General features: G+C 30.8%; 13 protein-coding genes and 1 pseudogene. 12 read left to right on the top strand and 2 right to left on the bottom strand.

From position 1 onward, the window contains the following. Nucleotide 1 precedes the first annotated feature (1 nt). The 11 genes from IC758_RS15960 (at nucleotide 2) to IC758_RS15910 (ending at nucleotide 12,565) form a co-directional block, all read left to right on the top strand. Nucleotides 2-1,927, top strand: a complete 1,926-nt coding sequence (locus tag IC758_RS15960) for a V-type ATP synthase subunit I (RefSeq protein ID WP_227482031.1) — start codon at nucleotides 2-4, stop codon at nucleotides 1,925-1,927. A 2-nt stretch (nucleotides 1,928-1,929) separates the two neighbouring features. Beyond that, the gene (locus tag IC758_RS15955; protein ID WP_021385913.1) at nucleotides 1,930-2,421 is read left to right on the top strand and encodes a V-type ATP synthase subunit K; all 492 of its coding nucleotides are present in this window, start codon (nucleotides 1,930-1,932) and stop codon (nucleotides 2,419-2,421) included. A gap of 51 nt (nucleotides 2,422-2,472) precedes the next feature. Next, nucleotides 2,473-3,036, top strand: a complete 564-nt coding sequence (locus IC758_RS15950; protein WP_227433964.1) for a V-type ATP synthase subunit E — start codon at nucleotides 2,473-2,475, stop codon at nucleotides 3,034-3,036. Nucleotides 3,037-3,052: 16 nt separating this feature from the next. Further along, nucleotides 3,053-4,030 (top strand): V-type ATP synthase subunit C, encoded by a 978-nt coding sequence (locus tag IC758_RS15945; RefSeq protein WP_227433965.1) that lies wholly within the window; start codon nucleotides 3,053-3,055, stop codon nucleotides 4,028-4,030. Then, a complete protein-coding gene (locus IC758_RS15940) occupies nucleotides 4,023-4,340 on the top strand; it encodes a V-type ATP synthase subunit F (RefSeq protein WP_009893746.1) in 318 nt (105 codons plus the stop codon). The genes IC758_RS15945 and IC758_RS15940 overlap by 8 nt, the downstream gene beginning before the upstream one ends. Nucleotides 4,341-4,455: 115 nt before the next feature. Beyond that, nucleotides 4,456-6,234, top strand: coding sequence for a V-type ATP synthase subunit A (locus IC758_RS15935; RefSeq protein ID WP_227433967.1), 1,779 nt, complete (start codon nucleotides 4,456-4,458; stop codon nucleotides 6,232-6,234). Beyond that, the gene (locus tag IC758_RS15930; RefSeq protein ID WP_227433968.1) at nucleotides 6,231-7,604 is read left to right on the top strand and encodes a V-type ATP synthase subunit B; all 1,374 of its coding nucleotides are present in this window, start codon (nucleotides 6,231-6,233) and stop codon (nucleotides 7,602-7,604) included. The genes IC758_RS15935 and IC758_RS15930 overlap by 4 nt, the downstream gene beginning before the upstream one ends. A 5-nt stretch (nucleotides 7,605-7,609) precedes the next feature. Continuing rightward, complete coding sequence (locus IC758_RS15925) at nucleotides 7,610-8,278, top strand: V-type ATP synthase subunit D (protein ID WP_227482033.1); 669 nt, start codon at nucleotides 7,610-7,612, stop codon at nucleotides 8,276-8,278. A gap of 420 nt (nucleotides 8,279-8,698) precedes the next feature. Beyond that, a complete protein-coding gene (locus tag IC758_RS15920; RefSeq protein ID WP_227433970.1) occupies nucleotides 8,699-9,748 on the top strand; it encodes a putative 2-aminoethylphosphonate ABC transporter substrate-binding protein in 1,050 nt (349 codons plus the stop codon). A gap of 104 nt (nucleotides 9,749-9,852) precedes the next feature. Beyond that, nucleotides 9,853-10,842 carry an ABC transporter ATP-binding protein gene (locus tag IC758_RS15915; RefSeq protein WP_227433971.1) on the top strand — a complete coding sequence of 330 codons (990 nt, stop codon included), beginning with the start codon at nucleotides 9,853-9,855 and terminating at the stop codon, nucleotides 10,840-10,842. A 4-nt stretch (nucleotides 10,843-10,846) separates the two neighbouring features. Beyond that, nucleotides 10,847-12,565, top strand: coding sequence for a putative 2-aminoethylphosphonate ABC transporter permease subunit (locus tag IC758_RS15910; RefSeq protein WP_227855198.1), 1,719 nt, complete (start codon nucleotides 10,847-10,849; stop codon nucleotides 12,563-12,565). Between the two features lie 96 nt (nucleotides 12,566-12,661). Here IC758_RS15910 and IC758_RS15905 read toward each other — a convergent pair whose 3' ends face one another. Beyond that, nucleotides 12,662-13,813: a GGDEF domain-containing protein gene (locus tag IC758_RS15905; RefSeq protein WP_227482035.1), complete on the bottom strand. Its 1,152-nt coding sequence runs from the start codon at nucleotides 13,811-13,813 to the stop codon at nucleotides 12,662-12,664. A gap of 219 nt (nucleotides 13,814-14,032) precedes the next feature. Beyond that, entirely contained in the window at nucleotides 14,033-15,796 is a 1,764-nt protein-coding gene (locus IC758_RS15900; protein WP_227855199.1) for a bifunctional homocysteine S-methyltransferase/methylenetetrahydrofolate reductase, read from the bottom strand. A gap of 596 nt (nucleotides 15,797-16,392) precedes the next feature. On the opposite strand from IC758_RS15900, the pseudogene IC758_RS15895 reads away from it, so the two are divergent. Then, a pseudogene (locus IC758_RS15895) lies at nucleotides 16,393-17,754 on the top strand (MATE family efflux transporter). The last annotated feature ends 9 nt before the right edge of the window (nucleotides 17,755-17,763 follow it).

Here is a 17,763-nt window from a genome sequence, read left to right as displayed (position 1 = left end):
TATGGCAATAGTTAATATGAACAAGATATCTATTGTTGGCTTAGAAGCTCAAAAAAGCCAAATTTTAAAGCTACTTATGAACCGTGGATTTGTTCAGATTGATGATAGTGCCTTTCTTACTGAAATGGATGAGTTAAAAAATCATCTTACAAAAGATGGTGAGGAGTCAGAGGTTATAATGCTAGAACAGAAGATGGCACATGTGAATCAAGCGATTGACATTGTTTCTTCACTAGTGAAACAAAAGAAAGCTATGTTTGCACCAAAAAGAGAATTTAACAAAATTGACAGTGAAAAAGAAGATGAAATTTATGCTGAAGTTTTGGAGTTAAATAATCTAAATAAAGAGATAGGTACAATAAGGAGTAACATAAATTTATTAAATAATAATAAAAGTATGTTAGAGCCATGGGTAAACTTTGATGTTCCTTTTGAAAAGATGGAAACTAAGTATACAAAAACTATTCTAGGAACTATACCCACAAATGCAAATATTGATGCTTTAAGAGTTAGACTAGAGGATGAAGTGCCAGAAAGTGTTCTTGGAATTATTGATTCTGACAAGTTAATGAACTATGTTTATTTAATTACTTTAAAAGAAACTTTTGATAATGCTACAGAAGTTCTTAAAGAATTTAATTTTACAATAGTTACATTACCAAGTGAGGAAGGTACACCATCACAAGCTATCAAGAAATACAATGAAATGATAATTAGACAGGAAAACGTTTCTAAAAATAAGACAGAAGAAATCAAAAATCATGGAAATAATATACACATGCTTGAAAATCTATATGACTTTTACACTATAGAAAGAGACCAGAAAAAGATTATAGAGAGACTTGTAAAAACAAAAACAACATTCTGTCTTAATGGTTGGTTACCAAGTAAAAGTGCAAGCGACCTAATTAGTGAAATCACAGAAAAGTTTGATTGTTGTGTTCAAACAGAGGAAGGAAACAAAGAAGAAGGTTTCCCGATTCTACTTGAAAACAATAAACTTGTAACACCTTTTGAAAGTGTAACAAACATGTACAGTTGTCCAAGCACAAAAGATATTGACCCAAATACGATTATGACTTTTTTCTATGTTGTATTCTTTGGAATGATGCTAAGTGATGCTGCATATGGGATAATAATTGCCCTAGCTTGTGGATTTATTGTATACAAATCAAAAATGAAAAAGGGTGAAGGAAATTTAATTAAACTTATTGGTATTTGTGGAGTTTCAACTACTATATGGGGTCTTATATTCGGGGGTATTTTGGGGGATTTAGTTCCTATAAAAGCTTTAATTAATCCTTTAGAGGATGTTATGGTACTTATGGGGATGTCATTACTGTTCGGTATTATCCATATATATGTAGGTTTGGGAATTAAAGCATATACATTAATAAGAGATGGAAAGGTAATAGATGCAATTTTTGATATAGGGTTTTGGTATTTATGTATAACAGGGGTATGTCTACTTATAATACCTTTTGTTGCAGGAGATATTGGCGTATTTTCTGAAGTAGGAAAATATTTAGCAATTATAGGTGCTATAGGTCTTATCCTTACTCAAGGAAGAAGCTTTAAAGGTGTTCCTGTTAAGCTTTTTAAAGGATTTTCAAGTCTTTATGGTATAACAAGTTATTTTGCTGATATATTATCTTATACAAGAATTATGGCTCTTTGTCTAACAACAGGAGTTATAGGGCAGGTTATCAATCTTTTAGGGGCTATAGCTGGTCCAATATTTGCAGTTGTAATTGGTGTTGTAGGACACACAATAAACCTTCTTATAAATGCACTAGGTGCATATGTTCATACAAGTAGGTTACAGTATGTAGAATTTTTCAATAAGTTTTATGAAGGCGGAGGAGTTCCTTTTGTTCCGTTTAAGTATAAAACAAAATATACAAGCATTAATAAAAAGGAGATGTAAATATGGAATTTTTAAACGCGTTAGGAAATGGTCAATTTTTGGCAATATCAGGAGCTGCTATAGCAGCGTTATTTGCAGGTATGGGTTCTGCTAAAGGTACTTCAATAGCAGGTCAAGCCGCAGCAGGTGTTGTAACAGAAGACCCTAGTAAATTCGGTCAACTTCTAGTTTTGCAACTTCTTCCTGGTACACAAGGTCTATATGGATTTATCATAGCTTTCCTTATTTTATCAAAAGCAGGAATTATTGGTGGAGATGCGATACCAACATCAGCTCAAGGTTTACAACTTCTTATGGCAGGACTTCCAATTGGTCTAGTTGGCTTAGTATCAGGTATTGCACAAGGTAAGGCAGCAGCAGCAGGGGTTGGAATAGTTGCTAAAAGACCTGAAGAACTTGGTAAAGCTATAACATTTGCAGCGATAGTTGAAACATATGCTCTTTTAGGACTACTTGTTTCTTTCTTAGCTTACAATGGAATTGCAGTTGGTTAATTATAGAATATAATTCATAAGTAAAAAAAATGAAAAGGAGGAAGCACTCCTATGGGTAATGAACAAAAAATGATTGACAGAATTATAGCTGATGCCAAACAAGAGGCACAAGAAATATTGGATAAAGCTAAAAGTGAAGCAGATTTAAAGATAAGTTCAGCTAATGAAAAAGCTGAAAAGGAAATGGCTTCCTATACAAAGCTTGCAGAGGCAGAAGCAGAGAAAGCAGCTTCTAAGGAAATATCAGGAGCTTATATGGAGGCTAAGAAACAAATATTATCAAAGAAACAACAGATTTTAGAAGCAGTAATTTTAGAAGCTAAAAATAAACTTCTAAATCTTAAAGATAGTGAATATGAACAAATTATATTAAATATGATTGAAAAAGCGAATTGTACAGATGGATCTGAGATAGTATTATCTAAAAAAGATAGAAAAACATTAAAAGATGTATTATCTAAAAAAGGCATTAAAGTATCTGATGAAACTAGAGATATTACTGGAGGTTTCATAGTTAAAAAAGGTGACATTGAGTATAATTATTCGTTTGAAGCTATAATTGCAGTAGAGCATGAAGATATTGAGCAAATTGCAGCAGAAATTTTGTTTAATTAAGGAGGGGGGTTAAAAGATGGCAGAAGAAAAAACTTATCCCTATGCCGTGGCACGAATAAGAGTGCTTGAAAAACAGCTTCTTAACAGACAAATGTTTATTCAAATGGCAGAAGCTAAAAGCCCTGAAGACTCTTTAAGAATTATAGCAGAAGCGGGTTATACGGATTCGTCAAATAATAATGTTCACAATTTTGAGAATGTTTTGACTCAAGAATTATCTAAAACATATGAAATTCTTAAAGGTCTAGCCCCTGAAGAAAAATTTGTTGATGTATTCCTTTATAAAAATGATTATCATAACTTAAAAGTTTTGATTAAAGAAGAAATTTCTGGTGTAGATGGTGAAAAGTACTTAATTGATGGAGGTACAATTTCACTTGCGAAGCTTAAAGAATCTTTAGCAAATCGTAGTTTTAGTGATTTACCTAAGATAATGGCAGGAGCAATAATAGATGCATTTGATATTTATAGTAAAACACAAAATGGTCAGATGGTTGATATTGTTTTAGATAAAGCAACTTTTTCAAGTATGAAAGAGACAGCTACAGAAAGTCAAAATAAATTTGTAATAGATTATGTTATGAAAGTTTGTGATTTAACAAATCTAAAGAGTTTTATAAGAGTTAAAAACATGAAGAAAGATTTTGATATGTTTATGAATGTGTTTGTTTCAGGTGGCTCACTTGATAAAGAAAAATTCTTAGAAGCTTTTTCTTCAGACACTCCAGCATCATGTTTTAAATCTACTTCTTACTCTGATGTCTGTAAAAATGGCATGGATAGTGGATTTACTGTCTTTGAAAAACTTTGTGATGATTATCTTATGGAATATGTTAGAGATGCAAAATTTAAACCTCTTACACTAGAACCGCTAATTGCATATTTATATGCTAAAGAATCAGAAATAAAAACAATTAGGATTATTATGACTAGTAAGCTTAATAATATAGACGCAGATACTATAAAAGAAAGGCTAAGGGATGCTTATGTATAAGGTAGGAGTAGTTGGAGATAAAGATAGCATCATGGGATTTTTAGCTCTTGGAATAGATATCTTCCCAGCCTATGATAGTGACGAAATTAAAAAAAGTATACATAAGTTGGTTGAAGATGAATATGCGATAATTTATATTACAGAACAGGCGTCATTGCTTGCAAAAGAATCAATAGCAAAATACAAAGACTATCAACTTCCTGCTATTATAGTTATTCCAGGTATTGGAGGAAGTATGGGATTAGGTATGAATGAAGTAAGAGAATCTAGTAAACGTGCTATAGGTGCAGATATATTATTTAAAGAATAGATGCAAATTGAATAAGAGACAATCTCAAATTTTGTTAATGCTAAAAAATGTATTGATAAAATATAGGAGGGAATATTTAAATTTTGATAAAGTATATGATTGCAGGTGAGAGAATATGAAAACAGGCACAATTGTAAAGGTGTCAGGACCGCTTGTTGTAGCGGAGGGCATGAGAGATGCGAATATGTTTGACGTCGTAAGAGTTTCTGATAAACATCTTATAGGCGAGATTATTGAAATGCATGGAGATAAGGCTTCTATACAGGTTTATGAGGAAACTTCTGGTCTAGGACCAGGAGAAGAAGTGGTTTCTCTTGGAATGCCTATGAGTGTTGAACTTGGGCCAGGTCTTATTTCAACTATTTATGATGGTATTCAACGTCCACTTGAAAAAATGTATGAAATTTCAGGTACTAATATAACTAAAGGTGTTGAAGTATCTTCACTTGATAGAACAATTAAATGGGAATTCAAACCTAAAAAATCTGCTGGTGATAAAGTCGTAGCAGGAGATATAATTGGGGTAGTTCAAGAAACTGCTGTAGTGGAATGTAAGATTATGGTTCCTTATGGCGTAAAAGGTACTATAAAAGAAATATATTCTGGAGAATTTACTGTTGAGGATACAGTTTGTGTTATCACAGACGAAAAAGGTAATGATATAGCTGTAACTATGATGCAAAAATGGCCAGTTAGAAAAGAAAGACCATATAGGGAAAAGAAAACACCAGATTCACTTCTTGTTACAGGTCAAAGAGTTATAGATACATTTTTCCCAATTACAAAAGGTGGGGTAGCAGCTATTCCAGGACCTTTTGGAAGTGGAAAAACTGTTACACAGCATCAGCTTGCTAAATGGGCAGATGCAGATATAGTTGTATATATAGGATGTGGAGAACGTGGAAATGAAATGACAGATGTTCTTCTTGAATTCCCTGAACTAAAAGACCCGAGAACAGGTGAGTCACTTATGCAAAGAACAGTACTTATAGCTAATACATCAGATATGCCAGTTGCTGCGCGTGAGGCCTCTATATACACTGGTATTACAATAGCTGAATATTTTAGAGATATGGGATACAGTGTTGCACTTATGGCAGATTCTACATCAAGATGGGCAGAGGCTCTTAGAGAGATGAGTGGTCGCTTGGAAGAGATGCCAGGTGAAGAAGGTTACCCAGCGTATTTAGGTTCGCGTCTTGCTCAATTCTATGAGAGAGCAGGAAAAGTAAACTGTCTAGGTATGGATGATAGAGAAGGAACTCTTACAGCAATTGGTGCTGTTTCTCCTCCTGGTGGTGATACATCAGAACCTGTTAGCCAAGCAACACTTCGTATAGTAAAAGTATTCTGGGGACTTGATGCTTCATTAGCATATAAACGTCACTTCCCAGCAATTAACTGGTTAACAAGTTATTCACTTTATCAGGAGAAAGTTGATGTATGGGCAGATAAAAATGTAAATGATAATTTCTCAGCTCAAAGAGCTCAAGCTATGAAACTTTTGCAAGTTGAATCTGAGCTTCAAGAGATAGTTCAATTGGTTGGTGTTGACTCACTTTCAGATGGAGATAGATTGATACTAGAAGTCACTCGTTCTATAAGAGAGGACTTCCTTCATCAAAACTCTTTCCATGAAGTTGATACTTATACATCACTTCACAAACAGTATAGAATGATGGGGCTTATTCTAAAATTCTATAAGTCAGCACAAGATGCTATTAAGCAAAATGTTACTATAAATGATATTATCAAGCTTTCAGTTCTTGAAAAGATTGGTCGTGCTAAGTATGTAGAAGAAGATAAACTAGATGCTGCTTACGATGCAATTGAAGATGAAATAGACAACGAGCTTGCTGACCTTATTAAAAAGAGGGGGGCTGAAGAACTATGATAAAGGAATATAAGTCAATACAAGAGGTAGCTGGTCCTCTTATGTTAATAAACGGCGTAGAAGGTGTAAAATTTGATGAACTTGGAGAAATTGAGCTTTCAAGTGGAGAAATTCGTCGTTGTAAAGTTCTAGAAGTGAATGAAGATACTGCACTTGTTCAACTTTTTGAAAGTTCAACAGGTATAAACCTTGCTGAAAGTAAAGTACGTTTTTTAGGAAAGAGTCTTGATTTTGGAGTTTCACCAGACATATTAGGTCGTGTTTTTAGTGGGATGGGTAAACCTATTGATGGTGGACCAGAAATTATACCAGATAAAAGACTTGATATAAATGGTGCACCTATAAATCCAGCAGCACGTGATTATCCAGCTGAGTTTATACAGACTGGTGTTTCTGCTATAGACGGGCTTAATACCTTGGTTAGAGGGCAAAAACTTCCTATATTCTCAGGTTCTGGTTTGCCACATGCTAATCTTGCAGTTCAAATTGCAAGACAGGCAAAAGTTCGTGGAACTGACTCTAAGTTTGCCGTTGTATTTGCAGCTGTTGGTATAACTTTTGAAGATGCAGATTTCTTCATAAGTGATTTTAAAGCAACAGGAGCAATTGACCGTTCTGTGGTATTTGTAAACCTTGCAAATGACCCAGCAGTAGAGCGTGTATCTACACCTAGAATGGCACTTACAGCAGCAGAATACCTTGCTTTTGAGCAAGATATGCATGTACTTGTTATAATAACAGATATTACAAACTATGCAGAAGCATTACGTGAAGTTTCCGCAGCCAAAAAAGAAGTTCCAGGACGTCGTGGATATCCAGGTTATCTTTATACTGACCTTGCTACAATGTATGAAAGAGCAGGAAAAATGAAAGGACATGAAGGGTCTATAACAATGATTCCAATACTTACAATGCCTGAGGATGATAAAACACATCCAATTCCTGACCTTACAGGATACATTACAGAAGGACAAATTATACTTAACCGTGAACTTTATAAAAAAGATATACAACCTCCTATAGATGTTTTACCATCACTTTCTCGTCTTAAAGATAAGGGGATTGGTAAAGGTAAGACTCGTGAGGACCACGCAGATACAATGAACCAGCTTTTTGCAGCATATTCAAGAGGTAAAGATGCAAAAGAACTTATGGCAATATTGGGTGAATCTGCACTTTCTGAAATTGATTTAATGTATGCAAAATTTGCAGATGAATTTGAGAAAGAATACGTTTCACAAGGATTTAGAACTGACAGAACTATTGAGCAAACATTAGAAATTGGATGGAAGCTTCTTAGTATGTTACCAAAAAGTGAACTTAAACGTATTCGTGATGAATATTTTGAAAAATATATGCCTAAGGAGTGATATCTGTGGCTAGATTAAATATAAATCCAACACGTATGGAAATGACTAGACTTAAGAAACTCCTTAAAACTGCGACAAGAGGTCATAAGCTTCTTAAAGATAAGCTTGATGAACTTATGAAACAATTTCTTGAAATTGTAAGAGAAAATAAGCGATTACGTGAAGAAGCAGAAAATGCTCTCGATGCTGCTTATAAAAATTTTATAATTGCAAGGGCCGTTATGAGTCAGGAGTATCTAGGTTCAGCACTTATGATGCCAAAACAATCTGTTTCTGTAGGTGTTTCTACAAGAAACATAATGAGTGTTGATGTTCCTGTGTTTGACTTTAAAACTGAAAACAATCAAAGTGATATTTATCCTTATGGTCTTGCTTTTACATCAGGTGAATTAGATTCTGCTATGGAAGCATTTTCAGATGCAATGGAACCACTTTTAAGACTTGCAGAAAGTGAAAAAAGTGCACAGCTTCTTGCACAAGAGATAGAAAAGACACGTAGACGTGTTAATGCTCTTGAAAATGTAATGATACCAAATTACATTGAAACTATTAAGTATATTGCTATGAAGCTTGAAGAAAATGAGAGAGCAAGTACTACTAGACTTATGAAGGTTAAGGATATGGTGCTTAAAAAAGCACTTGAAGAAAAAAAGAAAAATGATTTGGTTGGATAATTAAATACTTATAAAAATAAGCCTAACATCCTAGTTTATAGGAGTTAGGCTTTTTAGTGCAAGTAAGCACATATTCGGAATTGGCGGTATCAATTAATTACCTATTAATCTCTCAATATTCATTTCAATACTCCAGATGTAAAAGTTATGTATATTCTACCTTGTATATAAAAAAGCTCAAATAAAATCATACTCATATGGGTAAAAGGGTGTTTTTTATAAGAATTTTTATGAAGATATAATGGTCTATATGCCTAGAACTTTGTAAAAAAATAATAAATTTAACAAAAATTTCTAAAAATTAACGAACTGTTAATTTACACTTAACTTCGTATTAACAAATTAGGTGTATTATATAAACATAAGCAAAAACAATAAAAAACAATTAAAAAAAGACAAAAACACAAAAAGGGGGAAGATATGAAAGAATTTATATTTACTTGTCTGTGTATTGTAGTAATTGCATTTATGACAAGTTGCATATCAACAACACCACAAACTACTCAAGGAAAAGGAAATAATAAACTTACAATATATGCAGCATTAGAAGAAGAGCAAATAGCTTACTATATGGAAGGATTTAGAGAAGAGTATCCTAATATTGATGTAGAAATAGTTATGGATTCTCATGGTGTAATAGCTTCAAAATTATTAGCAGAAAAGGATAATCCACAAGCAGATGTTATATGGGGATTATCAGCAATGAATATGATAGAACTAAAAGAAGATGGGGCACTTGAAGCATATAAGCCTAAAAATTATGACAAGGTAGATAAGAGATTTAAGGATACTGGAAAAGATGTATCATGGGTAGGTATGAGTGTACCAGAGACAGCAATAGTAGTTAATTACAAAGAACTTGAAAAATTAGGCCTAGATGTTCCAAAAGGATATAATGATTTAATAAAACCAGAGTACAAAGGTCTTATAACAATGCCAAATCCAGCATCATCTGGTACAGGTTATCTTACAGTATCAGGACTTATTCAAATGATGGGTGAAAAAGAAGCTTATAATTACATGGATAAACTACATAAGAATATAGCTACATATACACATTCAGGTTCGAAACCTGCAAAACTAGCTGGTTCAGGAGAATACCCAATAGGCATTACACTTGGATATAGAGCTACACAGCAATTGTCTAGTGGAGAACCTATAGAAGTAGTATTTCCAAAAGAAGGTTCAGGTTGGGATTTAGAAGCAAATGCTTTGGTTAAGAAAGATAATATAAAAAAAGAAGCAAAATTGTTTTTAGATTGGGCAATAAGTGATTCAGCTATGGACAGATATGCACATGAAGTAGCAGTGACTTCTATAAAGACAGATAATCCTGTACCAAAAGGTTACTCTAAACGTCCATTAGAACAGCTGATTAAAGAAGTTGATTTAAACTCTGCATCAAAAAATAGAAGTGCAGTGTTAAAAACTTGGGAATCAAAGTATGGTTCAAAATCTGAAAGTAAGTAAAAGTTAAATGGATTTTTTAATAGAAATAGAGAAAAGAAATTTATAAGAAAAATTAAAATATAAAATTAGAAAAACAAATATAATTGTATAAGGGGAGATTAGATATGAGTTACTTAAAAATAAATAATGTGTTCAAGAGTTATGACCAAAAAAGAGTGTTAAACAATATTAGTTTAGATATTGAAGAAGGTGAGTTTCTATGTTTACTTGGACCTAGTGGATGTGGAAAAACTACATTACTTAGAATAATAGCAGGGCTTGAAGATGTAAATAGTGGAGCTATAATTCTTCAAGATAAAGATATAACAGAGTTAGAGCCATCAAAGAGAGGTTTTGGGATAGTATTTCAATCATATGCATTATTTCCAAATATGACAGCATATAATAATATAGCTTTTCCGCTTAAAGAAAGAAAGGTACCAAAAGAAAAGATAGATAAGAAGGTTAGAGAAGTGCTTGAAACAGTTGGATTGAGTAATGAAGCTCATAAGTATCCTAAAGCATTGTCAGGAGGTCAACAGCAGAGAATTGCAATAGCAAGAGCATTAGCACTTGAGCCAAAGTTTTTACTTTTAGATGAGCCAATGTCTGCACTTGATGCAAAAGTTAGACACAAACTTAGAATGGATATTAAAAAACTACAGAAAGAATTAAATATAACAACAATAATGGTAACACATGACCAGGAAGAAGCTATAACTATGGCAGACAAAATTGCAATCTTAAATGGTGGTGACATAATGCAAATAGGGACTCCAGAAGAAATATATCAAAATCCTCAAAACCTATTTACAGCTCAATTTATAGGAGATACAAACTGTTTTGATAGAGGAGATTCTATATTAACTGTAAGACCAGAATATGTTCAAATAGAAAAGTCAACAAAAGAAAATTGTCATGGAACAATATCTAATATAGAATTTAGAGGGAATCTATTGAGAGTGGAAATAAAAGATAAATTAAATGAAAATTTTATAATAAGTGATGTTTCTATAAAAGAATGGGTTAATTTAAATTTAGTAGAGGGTGACTTTGTAAGTGTAAGTATAGATGAAAAATACTATTTAAAGTATCCAAAAGTTAAAGGAGCATAAATATATGAATAATAATGCTATAAGTTCTAAAAGTTTAAATATTAAATCTAAAATAAATTTAGATATAAAAAAATGTATGCTTACAGTATTAGTTATGTCTTTGGTAATATTTTTATTGGCGCCCATAATCTATCTGTTTGTACAAGCATTTTTAGATAAAGATGGAGTTTTTGTTGGATTACAAAATTTTAAAGAGTATTTAGCTTCTGAAGCACTGTTAAATTCTCTGAAAAATACAATATTTGTATCTGTTATATCAACTGTAATATCTTTAACTCTCGCACTAGTGTATGCATATGCACTAACAAGAACAAAGATTAAGTTTAAAGGACTTCTTAAATCTATAGCGATGTTTCCTATGTTTGCCCCTACAATGATGCATGCTATAGGTTTGGTATATTTATTTGGAAATCAAGGGGTAGTGACTAATTTACTTGGAATAAATATTCCGATATATGGTTCAATTGGAATAGTATTAGCACAAATTATATATGTATTTCCTCAATCATTTCAGATACTTTATATATCACTAAATTCAACTGATTATAGATTATATGAAGCTAGCAATGCTATGGGAATAAGCAAGATAAGAGAGTTTTTAAGTATAACGATACCTAGCATTAAGTACTCTTTAATAAGTTCAGCATTTGTATCATTCACATTGTGCTTTACAGACTTTGGGGCTCCAAAAGTTATTGGAGGAGATTTCAATGTATTATCAATAGATGTATACAAGCAAATTATAGGGCAGCAAAATATGCCTATGGGAGCAACTGTATCAATATTACTTTTGATACCTGCAATAATATCTTTTATAGTAACTAAAAAAATCGAAAAAAATCAAAATTCATATATAAATTCAAAATCAATCCCATATAAGGTTAAATTTAATAAGTTAAGAGACAGTATATTTGGAGTCATTGTAGGAATTATTGCATTTGGAATAATAGCTGTAATGTTGACTGTAATCTTATCTTCACTAATATCTGTTTGGCCATATGATTTAAGACTCACACTTGAACACTTTTCTATGAAAAGTAGTATTGATGGAATTAAGCCATTTATAAATTCAATAGAAATGTCATTCCTGACAGCTATTCTTGGGACAAGTTTTGTTTTCTTATTTGCATATCTAAACGAAAAAACAGAAAAAGCTCCATATTTAAAATCATTTGGATATTTTTTAAGTACATTGCCTATGGCATTACCAGGGTTAGTGTTAGGTATAGCTTATGTACTATTCTTTAATAAATTAGAGTTTAATCTAATGGATACAATATACATTAAGAACTTGTTTAATGGATTGTATGGAACATTATTTATTATGGTTATATGCAATGTGGTACATTTTTTCTCAGTAGCTTTTATAACTGCAACTACAGCTATTAAGAAAGTGGACAAAGAATTAGACATGGTGGCAAAATCAATGGGAATAAATAGTGCATCAATTCTTAAGAATGTAACAATACCACTTTGTTTGCCAGCAGTTTTAGAAAACTTTATGTATTTTTTCTTAAATTCTATGGTAACAATATCAGCACTAGTATTTATATATACAGCAAGTTCAAAGGTAGCAGCTATATCAATTGTACAGTTAGATGATAAGGGAAGTACAGCACAAGCAGCAGCACTAGCTGTATTGATATTAATTACAAATGTACTAGTTAAGGTAATACATGAATTTATAAAAAATCGTTTGGAAAAAAGAGCAAATTTTAACTAAAGAAGTTATTGTATAAAAATACACATATTAAAGAAGTCTATTCTTATAATTTATTGTTTATAGAATAGACTTTTTTATATAAATTTAAAATAAATATTAATCGTTTTTATTAATTTTTCTTTTGTTACAATACATTTCAGAATCTGCACGATGGTATGTATCAAATAAAGAGTTGTCTAAGTTTTCATCGAAAACTGCATATCCAATAGACATGGATAAATTTAATTCATTAGTAGCGTTTTCTTCAATTATTTTTAAATTAATCTTATTGACAATACTATCTATTTCTTCATGATAAGAATCTTTTAAAATAATTATATACTCATCTCCACCAACACGATAAACTATATGTTTTTTATTTATTACATCTTGTATAATTTTACTTGCATTTTTAATGTATAAATCTCCTGTTTGATGGCCAAATTTATCATTGATTTTTTTAAGACCATCTAAATCTATTGACATTATAGAAATTGGTTGTTTAAGATTTGAATTGTTTAAGTTATTCATATCTATTTCAAAAGCGTTTCTATTTTTTAATCCTGTTAGATAATCAGTATTGGCAAAATCAGTATATGTAGGATTAGATATACGTTTAAACAGGATTACTGCTACTAATGCTGATATTAAACAGGTTAATAAAGCTATAAAAGGAGTAACTATACTTATAAATCTAAAAGTATTGTATTGATGTTTTGCTTCAAATTCAATTCCCATTACTCCAACGACTTTACCAACATCATTATGGATGGGAAAGTACGATATAAATATATGTCCCCAAGATGTTTTTTTTATTTTTTTAGGTAGCAATATATTATTATCTAGTGCTTTGTTAAGGTCACCCCAAATCTCTTTTTCTATCAAATCACCAGCATTTCTAAAATCGCTTCTAGATGAATCTAAACCATCAACAACATATACTAATGAGCCATCTTTTGTTTTTTTTGCAGTGTATAAGTACATAACTCCAGTAGTATTCTTTACAGATTCCAATAGCACTTTAGCACTTTTATAAGACTCTTTTGAGTGGTCTTTTTCAGAATTAATTTCAATAAAGGTATCTTTATCAAGATTTTTTTCTACATACTTATATATATGTCTTGACCTCTCACTTAAAGTATAAATCATATCATTATAAGTGAGTGCATAATTAAAAAAATAAACACATGAAGAAGAAATTATTACAATAATTGCAGTAAGTATTGAAACTTGCATATCAACTCTATTGAATTTTTTATTTATTTCCATATCCCAAATTTTTTGTAAAAAAATATTTCACAAAATCTCCCCATAATTAATGTATATCTATAAATATTACCATAATATACATCTATATTATCAAAATCATCTAAAAATTACAATCTATAATTTAGCTTAAAAGATTCAAATACAAGGCTTTTTAAAATTACACTATACTTTAATAAATAAACATTATAATATCTTAATAGTATTTATATTATAATTATTTTATTTATTAATACCTGCTAATATATCACATACTATGTCAATTCTTTTAAATGGTGTAATAATATAATAACCATCTACATAAGGTTCAATTTCTTTTGCTATTTGAGTTGATATATTGATAGCAAGTTTAGTAGATTGTTCTTTTGAAGCATCTTTGTACATGTCTATAATGTCTTGTGAAACAGTAATTCCTGAAATTTCATTATTCATAAAACAAGCATTTTTGTAACTTACTACAGGTATAATTCCACCTAGTATCTTTGCAGGAAGTATTTCCTTAGCTTTTTTTAAGTTTAATAAAGCTTGCTCTGTTAAAACTGGTTGAGTTAAAAACATAGTAACCCCATTTTCTATTTTAATCTTAGCGTGCTTAAGTTGAGAATCAAAGTTTGTTGCATTTATATTTAAAGCTCCAAATATATTAAATGGAGTATTAAATGTATCTTTATTTAAAGTTTTTATGTAATTTGCTAGTATAGAAGAGTTAAAACTGAACATGGCCTTTATTTCATCTCTTTCAGCAGAAGGTATAGGGTCTCCAGTTACTACTAACACGTTGTTTATGTTTTCAATATTTAATCCTAAAAGAAGAGCTTTTGTAGCATTAATATTTCTATCTCTACATGTCATATGTGGAATAGGAGTGATGTCTAACTTTCTCTTTATTTTACAAGCTAATAAACTACTATCAACTCTTGCTCTTGCTATAGGGCAGTCAGCAATTGTTATTGCATCAACTCCGTAGTTTTTTAGTTTTTCAGCACTATTCATAAAAAATTCAATATCTGTATCAATAGGAGGGTCTAATTCAACTGCTATAATTTTTTTACCTCCATCAATCTTTTCTAAGAGCTCGTTTTTTGCTACAGATTTAATTTTTTCTTTTGGAGAAATATCATTTTTTATGGTAACATTGCCCTTGTATAAAGAATTTATTATTTCAACAGTTTTTTTGATAAATTCAGGTGTTGTACCACAGCATCCACCTAGTATCTGAACTCCTTGATTTAATATTTCTAGCATCTGTTCTGAAAAATAGTCTGAGTTATCTTCAAAAAATGTACGATTATTGATAATAGTTGGATAGCCTGCATTAGGCATAATAGAAACTATATTGTCATTAATATCAAGTGTCTTTATAAAATGTAATAAATGGTGTGGGCCAGAGATACAATTAAATCCTAATGCATCAATATTTTTGTCCTTGGAAATAGATTTAAAGATGTTAGTTCCACTTTTTCCAAGTCTAGTAAAGCCCTCTGGATTAACTGCAAATTCTGTTAAGATAAATGCATTTGGTTGTTTTTCTTTTATATAACTTGAGATTTCTGGTAAATATTCATCACTACTAAATGTTTCAAATAGAAAATTAGTTGCTCCAATTTCTAAAAATACATCTACTATTTTCTTATAGTCAGGTAACAAATTTCTATCATTTAGAGCAGGTATTGGACCAATATCAGCAAATATAAATACATCTGTATTTCTTGTTGCCTCTAATGCAATTTCATACCCACTTTTTATAATATCTTTGACAGTTTTAAAATCACACTCTAGAAGTGTTTCATTTGCTGCAAAAGTATTTGTCTTAATAGCCATACATCCAGCTTTTATATATTCCTCGTGGATAGACAATATTGTAGATGCATCATTTATATTGGCTATTTCACAATTGAAAGGACTATTTTTTAGTTTGGAATAGTATGTACCCATTGCACCATCAAAAACTAAAACAGAGTCTTTGATATATTCATTTATGTTCATTGCTTCACCTCATACGAATTTAAAATATTTTAAGTATTAGTATATCAACCCCAAAAAAACTTGTCAATCTTTGGAAAATATAGTGGAATATATTGGCCTATATAACAAGTTTGTTGGTGATTTTGATATATTTACTTAATGGTATTAAAATAAGAACCATAGTGGTGAGATAGTGATATAATTATATCTATTGCTGAAAATCAATGATAAACATTACCATATTTTATTATAGTTAACACAATTTGAAACTACATAGACAGGTAATATATATTAAATAATCTAAAAATGCTATATTATAAGTAAATTCTTGTAAATGGGGTATATTGTACAGAGTAGAATTTGTATTAATGACTGGGAAGAATAATATAGATATTCAAGGTGTTAAATGTACTGTTATAGAGAAATAATATATGGTAGATTAGAAAAGTAGAAGCTAAAAATCATTTTAAATTAGTAACTTTATTTCAACTTATTGAGTTTAAATATAATAAATTTATTTATGATGGTAAATTTACTTAAATAAACATAGTAGTTGATTTAAGTGTACAATTAAAGGGCTTTTTAATTTTATAATTATAATATAAAAGAGGTGGAAAATGAAAAATAGACTTGATTTAACAGAAGGAAGGATTACTGAAAAGTTACTTAAACTATCACTCCCAATAATGGGGACTTCATTTATACAAATGGGATATAACATGATAGACATGATATGGGTTGGTAAAGCTGGAAGTAAAGCAGTAGCTGCAGTTGGGACAGCGGGATTTTTTCCATGGCTTGCAATGGCATTTATTATGATTTCAAAAGTAGGTGGTGAAGTAAAGGTAGCACAAAGTATAGGAGAAAATAATATAAGCACTACTAAATCATATATAAAATAAGCAGTAGAAATAAACCTTATGTTGGCAATAATATATACTATGGTTTTGATAGTACTCAATAAACAACTAATAGGTTTTTTCAGATTGGGAGATTTAGAAGTTATATCTATGTCCAGACAATATTTAATAATAGTAGCTTTAGGTATGGTATTTTATTTTATCAATCCAGTATTTACTGCAATTTTCAATGGACTTGGGAATAGTAGAACACCTTTTTGCATCAATACAATAGGGCTAATAACTAATATTATACTTGACCCTGTTCTAATTTTTGGATGGGGACCTGCTCCAAAACTTGGAGTTGCAGGAGCTGCTATTGCTACTGTATTTGCACAAATAGTAGTTACTACATGTTTTCTATATATAATACTTAAGAGTAAAGAGGAGTATTTTAAGATAAAAATCTTCAGAAAAATAGAACTTAAATACTATAAAGTGTTATATAAGTTAGGTTTTCCTGTAGCTATACAAAGTGGAATGTTTACAATATTTTCAATGTTGCTTGGTGTAATAGTGGCTTCATGGGGGCCTGTTGCAGTTGCAGTGCAAAAAGTAGGGTCACAAATAGAAGCAATATCATGGATGACTGCTGAAGGATTAGCTGTTGCATTAGGAAGCTTTGTTGGACAAAATTATGGAGCCAAAAAGTATTCTAGAATAAATAAAGGATGTAAAATAGCTATAATTGTATCTTCTATACTTGGAATAATGACAACCTTAGTATTGATATTTGCAGGTGGAAGTATTTTTTCTGTTTTTATAGATGAAAGTGAAGCAATAGAAAAAGGAGCTATGTATCTTAAAATATTAGGATACTCTCAGTTTTTTATGTGTCTAGAAATAATAACAACAGGAGCTTTTAAAGGATTAGGTAGAACCTATATACCTTCTATAATAGTTACTGTATTGACTGGTGCAAGAGTACCATTAGCTTACTTTATATCTAGACCAGAAATATTAGGATTAAATGGTGTTTGGTGGAGTATAACAATATCAAGTATATTAAAGGGAATATTAATGATAAGTTTATTTATATATCTGCTTAAACTTGGGAAATTATATAAGGTGTCTAAATAAAATTTAATT

Origin of the sequence: Clostridioides sp. ES-W-0016-02, from assembly GCF_020641035.1 — a bacterium.
In the GTDB taxonomy this organism is placed as follows: Bacteria; Bacillota; Clostridia; order Peptostreptococcales; family Peptostreptococcaceae; genus Clostridioides.
The sequence above is the reverse complement of the archived record's forward strand: the minus strand, read 5'-3'. Positions and strand labels throughout refer to the sequence as shown.

What these genes read in the sequence shown, in the direction of transcription:
- IC758_RS15935 (WP_227433967.1), top strand. Translation starts at nt 4,456, where the DNA reads ATGAAAACAGGCACAATTGTAAAGGTGTCAGGACCGCTTGTTGTAGCG.
- IC758_RS15900 (WP_227855199.1), bottom strand. Translation starts at nt 15,796, where the DNA reads ATGAACATAAATGAATATATCAAAGACTCTGTTTTAGTTTTTGATGGT.
- IC758_RS15955 (WP_021385913.1), top strand. Translation starts at nt 1,930, where the DNA reads ATGGAATTTTTAAACGCGTTAGGAAATGGTCAATTTTTGGCAATATCA.
- IC758_RS15960 (WP_227482031.1), top strand. Translation starts at nt 2, where the DNA reads ATGGCAATAGTTAATATGAACAAGATATCTATTGTTGGCTTAGAAGCT.
- IC758_RS15910 (WP_227855198.1), top strand. Translation starts at nt 10,847, where the DNA reads ATGAATAATAATGCTATAAGTTCTAAAAGTTTAAATATTAAATCTAAA.
- IC758_RS15915 (WP_227433971.1), top strand. Translation starts at nt 9,853, where the DNA reads ATGAGTTACTTAAAAATAAATAATGTGTTCAAGAGTTATGACCAAAAA.
- IC758_RS15920 (WP_227433970.1), top strand. Translation starts at nt 8,699, where the DNA reads ATGAAAGAATTTATATTTACTTGTCTGTGTATTGTAGTAATTGCATTT.
- IC758_RS15945 (WP_227433965.1), top strand. Translation starts at nt 3,053, where the DNA reads ATGGCAGAAGAAAAAACTTATCCCTATGCCGTGGCACGAATAAGAGTG.
- IC758_RS15905 (WP_227482035.1), bottom strand. Translation starts at nt 13,813, where the DNA reads ATGGAAATAAATAAAAAATTCAATAGAGTTGATATGCAAGTTTCAATA.
- IC758_RS15950 (WP_227433964.1), top strand. Translation starts at nt 2,473, where the DNA reads ATGGGTAATGAACAAAAAATGATTGACAGAATTATAGCTGATGCCAAA.
- IC758_RS15930 (WP_227433968.1), top strand. Translation starts at nt 6,231, where the DNA reads ATGATAAAGGAATATAAGTCAATACAAGAGGTAGCTGGTCCTCTTATG.
- IC758_RS15940 (WP_009893746.1), top strand. Translation starts at nt 4,023, where the DNA reads ATGTATAAGGTAGGAGTAGTTGGAGATAAAGATAGCATCATGGGATTT.